General features: G+C 63.8%; 2 protein-coding genes. Both read right to left on the bottom strand.

All coding sequences use genetic code 11. From position 1 onward, the window contains the following. Positions 1-11: 11 nt before the first annotated feature. Positions 12-1,070 carry a TauD/TfdA family dioxygenase gene (locus EIY72_RS12720; protein ID WP_093216769.1) on the bottom strand — a complete coding sequence of 353 codons (1,059 nt, stop codon included), beginning with the start codon at positions 1,068-1,070 and terminating at the stop codon, positions 12-14. Between the two features lie 53 nt (positions 1,071-1,123). Further along, the gene (locus EIY72_RS12715; RefSeq protein WP_093216764.1) at positions 1,124-10,366 is read right to left on the bottom strand and encodes a non-ribosomal peptide synthetase; all 9,243 of its coding nucleotides are present in this window, start codon (positions 10,364-10,366) and stop codon (positions 1,124-1,126) included. Positions 10,367-10,598 lie beyond the last annotated feature (232 nt).

Genomic DNA, 10,598 nt, shown 5'->3' with positions numbered 1-10,598 from the left:
GTCGGGGGTCCTTATTCCTGAGCCAGGTCGGCGCTTTTCTGGGCGATGGCCATGGCCGTGAGGATTTTTCTGTCGCCGGTGAATTCGTTGCGCGCGTGCACGCTGAGGATGTTGTCGAGCAGGACCACGTCGCCCTTCTCCCAGGCGAACTCGACCATTACGTCGCGGTAAATGCCTTGCAGGTGGCGGATCACGTCATCGGGAATCGGCGAGCCGTCGCCGAAAAAAGTGTTCTGCGGCAGGTCCAGCGGGCCGAACTCGCGCAACAGGTTGTCGCGAATGCTGTCGGGCAGGGTCAGCGCATTGAAGAAGGTGCCGTGGTTGAACCAGATGCGCTCGCCGGTCAGCGGATGACGGACGATGGCGGGGCCGCTTTGCCGGGTGCGCAGGCGATTGCCCGGTTTCCATTCGGCCTGGATGCCGATTTTCGCGCAGTAGGCTTCGACTTCGCCGCGGTCCTCGCTCTGGAACACGGTCTGCCACGGCAGGCCCATGCCGTCACCGTAGTTGCGCACGTACAGGATGCGTTTGCGTGAGAACTCTTCTTGCACCGCCGGGTCGATCAGCGCCAGCAGGCGCCGGGTATCGCCGAACGGCGTTTCACCGCCGGTGGTCGATGGCGTGTCGCAGAAGAAGTACAGGTGACGCGGGAACACCGGCGAGTACGAGTGCTCGTTGTGCGGGAAGATTTTTTCCGCCGCCGGGTAGTCGGTGGAGCTGTAGATCTTGAACTGACCGCTGATCTGGGTCCGTGGCGAGGCGCGGAACAGGTACTCCAGAGCGCCGCCGGAAATCCCATCGACGCAGCGGTTGAACTCGGCGATGTCCGCCACCTGGAAGCCACGGAACAGAATCACCGCATGCTCAAGCAATCGGCTTTCAATCAGGCTGCGATTGTCCCGTGCCCACTCCACCAGGCTCACGCCGGGCACGGCCGGGCGGCACACCAGCGGCATGCGCTGGCCTTCGAACATCGGCGCAAAACTCACCAGCCGCGTCGGGTCGGTGGACAGGCTTTTGCGCGCACCGCGGCCCATCCTGGGCATGGCATTGCTCGTTGAAACGGTCATGAACCCCTCCAGAAAGTATTGACGAGGGTGCCGCTGTGGCACCCTCGACTGAATCAGTCCGCGGCGGTCGGTGCGCCTCGGTTCACCGGGCGGCGCCGGATCGGCATGGTCGTACCGAGCAATGCCCTGCGTTGTTCGCTCAGTTGCAGATCAGCACGACGCTGTACGTCAGCGGCCAGTTCCAGCAACTGCCCGATCTGCCTGTCGTCCTCCGCCATCAGCGCCTGCAGCACCGCCTGAATCTGCTCGGACAAACACGCAAGCGTGCTCGGCAGGTACTGACCGGCCGCCGTCTCGAAACTCAGGTGAACGTGCTCGGCGTCGTTGTAGAACGCGGCGACCATGCCGATCTCGGCGGCCTGGCGTCCGGACGGGAAATCCTCGACCAGCAAGCCGTCCATGGACGGCAAGCGCCCTACCCCTTCCTGATAAATCAGCTTGATGTCGAACAGCGGCGAACGCCCCGCCCGACGGGGCAAACGCAAGGCCTCCACCAGACGTTCGAACGGCAGGTCCTGATGGTCCGAAGCCTCCAGCACCGTCCGGCGACAAGCATCCAGCCATTTCCCCGCCGACTGCCCGGCATCGATGTCCAATTGCAGTACTAATTGGTTAACGAAGAAGCCGAGCATTTCTTCAAGCCCGGCGTGATTGCGGTTGGCGATATCGGTGCCGATGCGCACCCGATCGACCTGAGTGCGCTGGTGCAACACCAGGGTGAAACCGCCCAGGAGCAGCATGAACAAGGTCAGGTCGTGCTGGCGGGCGAAGTCGCGCAGTTGCGCGCTGAGCTCGCGGCTGAAGGTGAAGTGGGCAGTGGCACCCTGCGCAGCCACACGACGGTCGCCGTCGGCCGGCAGTTCCAGTACCGCTTGCGGTTCGCCCAGCCGCTGCTGCCAGTAGTCGAGTTGACGCTGCAGTTCACCGCCCTGCTCCAGCCACTGGCGCTGCCATCTGGCGAAGTCGGCGTACTGCACGCCCTGCGCGGGGAGTTGCGGCGTCTGGCCACGACTGAAGCGTGGATAGAGGGTGACGAATTCGTTGATCAACACGCGGAACGAGGCATCATCGGCGGCGATGTGGTGCACCGTCAGCAACAGCACGTGTTCCTGATCCGCCAGGCGCAGTACCCGGATCCGCAGCAGCGGACCATGGCGCAGGTCGAACGGTCGGGCCACTTCGTCATGGGCCAGTCGCTGCGCCTCGACGTCCGGCGCCAGCAGAGCGCGCAAGTCAACCTCGACGAAGTCCAGCGGCAGCTGCGGGTGAACCCGCTGCCAGGCCTGGCCGTGCTCTTCGTAGAACGTGGTGCGCAACACGGCGTGACGCTGCACCAGGGCGTCGAAGGTCTGCCGCAGGGCGTCGAGATTCAGCTCGCCACGCAGGCGCAGGGCACCGGGCATGTTGTACATCGAGCTGTCCGGCTCCAGATTCCACAGGAACCACAAGCGCTGCTGGGCAAAGGACAAGGGTTGGCGCTCGCCGGAGGTATCGGGCAGCAGTGCCGGTCGTTCGCTGACAGGTTGCAACGCTTGCACCTGAGTCGCGAAATCTACGAGACACGGATGCTCGAACAGGCAACGCAAACTTACCGACAGGCCCAACTGCTGACGAATCTGCGAGACGATTTGCGTGGCCAGCAAGGAATGCCCGCCCAGCTCGAAGAAGCTGTTCTCGCGGTCGACACGGCTGACCTGCAACACCTGCTGCCAGATCTGCGCCAGTTGCGTTTCCAGCCCGCCATGGGGCGGCGTGCCCGAGGCGGCCTCCCATAGTTCAGGCGCGGGCAGCGCGGCGCGGTCGAGCTTGCCGTTGCGGTTCAGTGGCAGCGCAGCCATCAACACCAGTTGCGTGGGCAGCATGTAGTCCGGCAAACGCTCGCCCAGTGCCCGACGCACGGTGTCGGTGAGTTGTCGCGCATCGCCGTACGACTTGTGTTCATCGGCAACGACGACATAGCCGATCAGTTGCTTGCCGCCGGCGCCTTCGTGAACCAGTACCGCCGCTTCGTTGAGCATCGGCAACGCTTGCAGATGCGCTTCGAGTTCACCCAGTTCGACACGGAAGCCGCGAATTTTCACCTGATGGTCGATGCGTCCCAGGTACTGCAACACACCGTCTTCGCGGTAGCGCGCCAGGTCGCCGCTGCGGTACAGCCGCGCCCCCGGCGTGGTGGAAAACGGATCGGCGATAAAGCGCTCGGCACTCAGCCCCGGGCGCTGGTGATATCGCTGAGCCAGACCGGCATCACCACCAATGCACAACTCCCCCACGCAACCATCAGGCAGCAAGTGCCCCTCGCTGTCGAGCACGTACAAGGCTCGCCCCGGCAACGCTTTGCCGATGGGTACGCCAAGCGGGTTACGGCTATCGACTTGGGTGCATGGGTGAATGCTGGAGACCACTGTGGCTTCGGTCGGGCCATAGGTGTTGAGCAGGCGCACATCGCCCAGGCCAGCGGCGTGCCACAGCTTCAGGCCCTCCAGGGACATGGCTTCGCCGCCGACGTGGACCTGGCGCAGCCGTCCCTTGTCGCGGTGCGGTTGCGCGGCCCAGTCCTGCGCCAGCAGGAACCAGTAGGCCGCCGGCAAATCCGCCAGGGTCACGCCCTGCTCGATGATCTGCCGATAGAGCGTTTCGGTGTCCCACAACTCATCGCCGCGCATGACCAATGCCGCGCCGACACACAGCGGCGGGTAGCACTGCTCGACGAAGCCATCGAAACTGAAGGTGGCGAATTGCAGGACGCGATCCTGCGCCGTGAGTTGCGAATAGTCGGCGGCGATCACGCAGAACTCGCGCAGCGCGGCGTGAGTCAGGCAAACACCTTTCGGTCGACCGGTGGAGCCGGAGGTGTAGATCAGGTACGCGAGGTCTTCGGTGCTGGCGAGGTTCGCCAGATTGTCAGTGGCGTACTCGCTCACGCTGGCATCGAGCGACAGGCACGGCAGGCCTTCTGGCAATACCACCTCGGCCAGTAGCCCCGATTGCGCCAGCAACAGGTCCATGCCGCTGTCTTCGATCATGTAGGCCAGGCGTTCGGCCGGGTAATCCGGATCGAGGGGCACATAACCGGCGCCTGCCTTGAGGATCGCCATCAGGCTGACAATCATCCGCGCCGAGCGCCGTACCGACAGCCCTACCCGCTGCCCCGGCGCGACACCTTGCGCTCGCAGGCGATGGGCGAGCTGGTTGGCCCGGGCGTTGAGTTGGCCATAGGTCAGGCGTTCGTCGCCGGCGATGATCGCCAAGGCGTGCGGGGTGCGTGCGGCTTGTTGCTCGAAGCGTTGATGGGCCAGCAACGGGCTGTCCAGCAGCGCTGCCGGCGGGCGGGAATGGCGCAACACCTGCGCCTGTGCATCAGCGTCGAGCAGGCCGATGGCGCCCAGCGTCTGTTGCGGCTGCGCGACGAACTGCTCCAGCACATGCAGCAGACTCGCCCCCATCCGGCTGATCTGCGCGGCGCTGAACAGCGAGCGGTTAAAACTGAAATCCAGTCGCAATGTCCCACCCGCTTCGACACCGAGGGTCAGCGGATAGCTGGTGATTTCGTGGTTGTGCAGTGCACCGAAGGTCAGCCCGGCCGGTGCGCCTTGCTTGAGCGCCTCGGCCACCGGGAAGTTTTCGAACACCAGCAAGCTGTCGAACAGCGCGCCTTGATGCCCCGCCCAGTTCTGAATGTCGTACAACGGCACATGCTCGAACTCGCGCAGGCTGAGGTTCTGCGCTTGCAGCGCGTCGAGCCATTGCGCCACTGTTTGCCCCGAAGTCGGCGCGGCGATGATCGGCAAGGTGTTGATGAACAGCCCCAACTGTTGCTCGATGCCCGGCAGCGGTGCCGAACGCCCGGCAACGGTCGCACCAAACGCCACGCAGGTTTGGCCGGTGTAGCGCTGCAACAGCAGTGACCAGGCGCCTTGAATCAAGGTGTTGAGGGTGACTTTCTGCTGTCGGGCGAAGTCGCTCAGACGTTGCAATGCGGCGCTATCAAGGGTCAGCTGATGCTCGCCCATGCCCTGCCCTTCGTTTGGTGCGGGCAAGGCTTGCGCCAGCAGCGTTGGGGTTTCCAGCGCTGTCAGCACGTGCTTCCAGAACTGCTCGCCCGCCGCCTGCGAGTGTTGCGCGAGCCAGGCGAGATAGTCGCGGTATTGCCCCACAGGCTTGCTCGGCGTTTGTCCGGCGTAATGCTGGATCACTTCACCGAGCAACTGGGCGTTGCTCCAGCCGTCCATGAGGATGTGGTGGCTGGTGTAGATCAGGTGCCATTGTTCGCCGCCCTGTTTGACCAGCAGTAATCGGAACAACGGCGCGGTACTGAGTTCGAAGCCACGGCTGCGCTCTTCGCCAGCCAGAGCGTCGAGGTCGATGGCATTGGCTTCGATCACTTGCAGTTGCAGGTCGATCTGGCGGTGAATCACCTGATGCGCCTGTGCAAGATCCAGCCAGTGGAAGCTGCTGCGCAGGATGTCGTGGCGGTTGATCGCCGCTTGCCAGGCACGGCCGAATGCCGCCAGGTCAAGCCCGTGAATCTCCAGGCGCAACTGGTTGATGTAGGCCTCGGCCTGCGGCTCATACAGCGTGTGAAAGAGCATGCCCTGCTGCATCGGCGTCAGCGGGTACAGGTCTTCGATGGCTGGTGCGGCGACGGGCAAGGCGTCGAGCTGGGCCTGGGTGATGCGCGCCAGCGGGAAGTCCGAGGGCGTGACCTGCCCGGCTGCCGTGGTACAGCAGTGTTCGATCAGTTTCTTGAGTTCATCGACGTAGGCATCCGCCAGTTGTTGCACCGTGCTGTCGGCGAACATGTCGCGACTGAAACCCCATTGCAGCGACAGTTGCCCGCCGTAGACCTGACCTTCCAGGGTCAGCCAGTTGGCCAGCGGCGCGTCGTCGCCCTGGGCCTGGCCGCCGTTTTCCGAGGCCGGAACAAACAGCGCCTGATCATCGAACTGGCGGTCGAACTGGCCGAGGTAATTGAAGGTGATGCGCGGTGTCGGCAAGCCTTGCAGGGCCTCACGTTGCGCCGGCTCAGCGAGATAACGCAGCACGCCGTAGCCCAGGCCTTTGCCGGGAATGGCGCGCAGTTGTTCCTTGATCGATTTGATTGCCTGGGCGGTCTCGGCTGCCGGTTGCAGGCGCACCGGGAACAGGCTGGTGAACCAGCCGAGGGTACGGGTCAGGTCGAGGTGCTCGGACAGGTCTTCGCGACCGTGGCCTTCGAGCTGGATCAGTGTCGAGCCCTGCCCGCTCCAACGGCAGATCACCCGCGCCAGTGCAGTCAGCAGCAAGTCGTTGACCTGGGTGCGGTACGCGGCTGGCGCCCGTTGCAGCAACTGCCGGGTCAGTTCGGCATCGAGCTTCGATTCGATCTTGTGACCATGGCGATGTTCCAGGCTGCCTTGCGGGTTGTCGCACGGCAGGTCTTGGGCATCCGCCACTTGCGCCTGCCAGTATGGCAATTGCTCGTCCAGCGTGCGTGCATGCTGTTGCAGTTGCGTGGCCCAGGCTTGATAGGCGCTGGTTTTCGCCGGCAAGGCCACAGGCTGACCGGCAGCCGCTTGCGTGCAGGCCCGTTGCAGGTCTTCAAGCAATACCCGCCAGGACACCCCGTCGACCACCAGGTGATGCACCACCAGCAGCAGGCGCTGGCTGCCATCCTCGAGGTTGACCAGCAAGGCGCGCAGCAGTGGGCCGTCTGCCAGATCGAGGCTGCGTTGCGCTTCGTCGCACAGCGCAGTGAGCTCTTGCGTCGAGACCCCATGGCGCTGCCAAAGTCCGCTCGTTTCAACTGGTGCGGTATGGCGCTGCTGCCAGCCGTCCGCACTGTCGATAAAGCGCAGGCGCAGGGCGTCATGGTGGTTGATGACCGCGACCAGCGCCGCCTCCAATGCTCCAGGGTCGAGCGCCGCACGGGGTGTCAGCAACAACGATTGGTTCCAGTGTTGACGCTGGGCAATGGCCTGTTCGAAAAAGTAGTGCTGTGCTGGCGTCAACGGCACCTCGCCGCTGACCGGCCCTTGGTCAATGCTGCTGTGATGCTCGAGCACGGCCACCAGCGCCAGGCTGCGCACCGTCTGGTACTGGAACAGGTCACGCGGGCTGAGACGAATCCCGGCCTGACGGGCACGGCTGACTACCTGAATGGAAATGATCGAATCGCCGCCCAGTTCGAAGAAGTTATCTTCGAGGCCTACACGCTCCAGTCCCAGCACGTCCTGCCAGATCTGCGCCAGCGTCACCTGCATTGCATCCTGCGGCGCGACGAAGGCTTGCTCCGGTGCGGCGTCGGGTTGCGGCAAGGCTTTGCGGTCGAGCTTGCCGTTGGCGGTCACCGGCATGGCGTCCAGCGCCATCAGGCAGGTCGGCACCATGAATTCCGGCAGGCTGCCGAGCAGCCAGGCCTTGAGGGTTTGCGGCCACTGCGGATCGGGCTCGGCGTTTTCCAGCAGCAGATACGCCACCAGCTGTTTGCCGCCCTGCACCAGCACCACGGCCTCGCGCACCCGCGGGTGCTGCATCAGACGGGTTTCAATTTCCCCCAGTTCGATGCGCAGGCCACGCAGCTTGACCTGATGATCGAGACGCCCGAGGTATTCGATCACGCCATCGGCGCGCTGACGCACGCGGTCACCGGTGCGGTACAGGCGCGCACCGTCATGGAACGGGCACGGCACAAAACGCTCCGCAGTCAGCGCCGGACGCCGGTGATAACTGCGCGCCAGGCCGGCACCGCCGAGGTACAACTCACCTGCCACGCCCGCCGGCACCGGCATCAACCGGGCATCGAGCACATGGGTGCGCAGGTTGGCGATGGCGCGGCCGATAGGCACGCTGTCGACGCCTTCGTCGACGCAAGTCCAGTGGGTGACGTCGATGGCTGCTTCAGTCGGCCCATACAGGTTGAACAGCCCGGCATTGGGCAGTTTGGCGAACACGTGCAACTGCGCATCCAGCGGCAGGGCTTCACCGCTGCACATTATGCGCTTGAGGCCGGTGCACACCTCGACGCCCGGTTCGTGGATAAACGCCTGGAGCATCGACGGCACGAAGTGCAAGGTGCTGATGTTGTGGTCGCCGATGAGCTGGATCAGGCGCGCCGGTTCACGATGGGCACCCGGCGGCGCCACCACCAGACGCGCACCGGTCATCAGTGGCCAGAAAAATTCCCACACCGACACGTCGAAGCTGAACGGGGTTTTCTGCAACACCGAGTCGCCGCCATCGATGGCGTAGGCCTGCTGCATCCAGCACAAGCGGTTGACCAGCGCGCCATGACTATTGCCCGCGCCTTTGGGCTTGCCGGTGGAACCAGAGGTGTAGATCACATAGGCCAGGTTCAACGGATGAACCGCGACCTGCGGGCAGGTTTCGCTGTAATTGGCGAGCCAGTCCTGCGCCTGATCGAGGATCAGCACCTTGACGCCCTCGGTTGGCAGCGCTTCGAGCAAGGCACTTTGCGTCAGCAGCAGGCCAATCGCACTGTCCTCGATCATGTAGGCCAGGCGTTCCGCCGGGTACTCCGGATCGAGCGGCACGTAGGCACCACCGGCCTTGAGAATCGCCAGCAGGCCGATGACCATCTCCAGCGAACGCTCGACGCAGATCCCCACCAGCACATCGGGCCCGACACCCTGCTCGCGCAAGCAGTGAGCCAGTTGATTGGCACGAGCCTCGAGTTGCCCATAGCTGAGTTGGCGTTCGCCAAACACCAGCGCCGGAGCCTCGGGGGTACGCCGAGCCTGGGCCTCAATCAGTTGATGCACGGATTGATCGACGGGATAGACCTGCGCCGTGCGGTTCCAGTCGTGGACCAACACCCGTTGTTCATCCGCCGACAGCATCGGCAGCTCACCGATGCGCTGGCTCGAATCCGTCACCATGGCCTGCAACAGACGGGTCCAGTGCTCGGCCATGCGCGCGATGGTCGCGGCTTCGAACAGGTCGCTGGCGTAGGTCAACGCGGCGTGCAGCTTGCCGCCTTTTTCCCAGGTGTCCAGGGTTAGGTCGAACTGGGTGGTGCGGCTTTGCCAGGCGAGGCTGCCCAGCACCAGGCCGGATGCGCTGCTGACCGACGCCATGTCGGCCACCTGGGGCTGGTGGTTGTACATCACCTGGAACAGGGGTGTGTGGCTGAGGCTGCGCTCCAGTTTCAAGGCATCGACCAGACGCTCGAACGGCAGGTCCTGATGGGCCTGGGCGCCGAGGGCGGTTTCCTTGGTTGCGCGCAGCAACTCATCGACGCGGGTATGCCCATCAAGTTGCGTGCGCAGCACCTGGGTGTTGACGAAGAAACCGATCAGGCCTTCGACTTCAGCGCGATTGCGGTTAGCAATCGGCACGCCGACGCGGATGTCGTTTTGCCCGGTGTAGCGATGCAGCAGCACGTTGAATGCGCCGAGCAGCAGCATGAACAGGGTGACGTTGTGTTGCTGCGCGGTGCTGCGCAGTTGCTCGGCCAGTTGCCCGTCGATGGCGAATTCGTAGCGTGTGCCGCGATAGCTAGGGATTGCCGGGCGCGCATGGTCCAGTGGCAACTCCAGCACGGGGTGCTCGTCGCCCAACTGCTGTTGCCAGTAGTCGAGCTGCCGTGCCTGCTCCCCCGCTTCCAGCCAGCGTCGCTGCCACAACGCATAGTCGCTGTACTGGATCGGCAACGGCGCCAGTTGCGGTTGCGCGCCCGCGTCGAAAGCGTCGTAGCAGCGGACAAATTCATCGATCAGCACGTTCATCGACCAACCGTCGGAGACGATGTGGTGCAGGGTCAGCAGCAGGACGTGCTCCTGTTCGGCGAGCTTGAGCAGGGTGACGCGCAGCAATGGGCCGACCGCCAGGTCGAAGGGCAACATCGATTGCTGCTGGGCGGTTTCAGCCACTGCGCGTTCACGCTCATCCTTGGCCAACGCCGTGAGATCCATGGTCTCGATCAACAAGGGTGCGGTCGCCGGAACCTGCAGCAGGCTGTCGTCAGGCTGACGCTGGAACACCGTGCGCAAGGTTTCATGGCGGGCCACCAGGCTGGCAAAGGCCTGCTCCAGTGCCGAACGGTTCAAGCGTCCGCTCAAGCGCACCGCGCCCGGCAGGTTGTAGGCGCCACTGTGAGGCTCCAGTTGCCAGAGAAACCACATGCGTTGCTGGGCGTAAGACACTGCCTGACGATCCTCGGCCTCGACGCCGGCAGGAATCGGAAAACGAGCGAAGTCCACGCCCTCCTTCGCCAGGGCCGCAAGGAACATCTGGCGCTTTTCCAAGGGCAACCCGATAAACCGGCGAGCAAGTTTCAAGGCGTCTTCAGCATTCATTTCTCAGCATCCGCATCAGTAGGCAGGAGGCGCGATGGCGCGTCGTTTTTTGTAAAACGAATGCAGGCGGGAAAAATTAGCGGATCGAGAGGAGATGAAACGCGGACAACAGGCTGATGCATAACCCTGTGGGAGCGAGCTTGCTCGCGATGGCGTCCGTCCAGTCAGAAGTGATTCAGCTGAAACACCGCTATCGCGAGCAAGCTCGCTCCCACAGGGGGATTGAGGTGAT

It is taken from the genome of Pseudomonas vancouverensis (assembly GCF_004348895.1).
GTDB lineage: Bacteria > Pseudomonadota > Gammaproteobacteria > Pseudomonadales > Pseudomonadaceae > Aquipseudomonas > Aquipseudomonas vancouverensis.
This window is presented reverse-complemented; position numbering and strand designations above follow the sequence as displayed.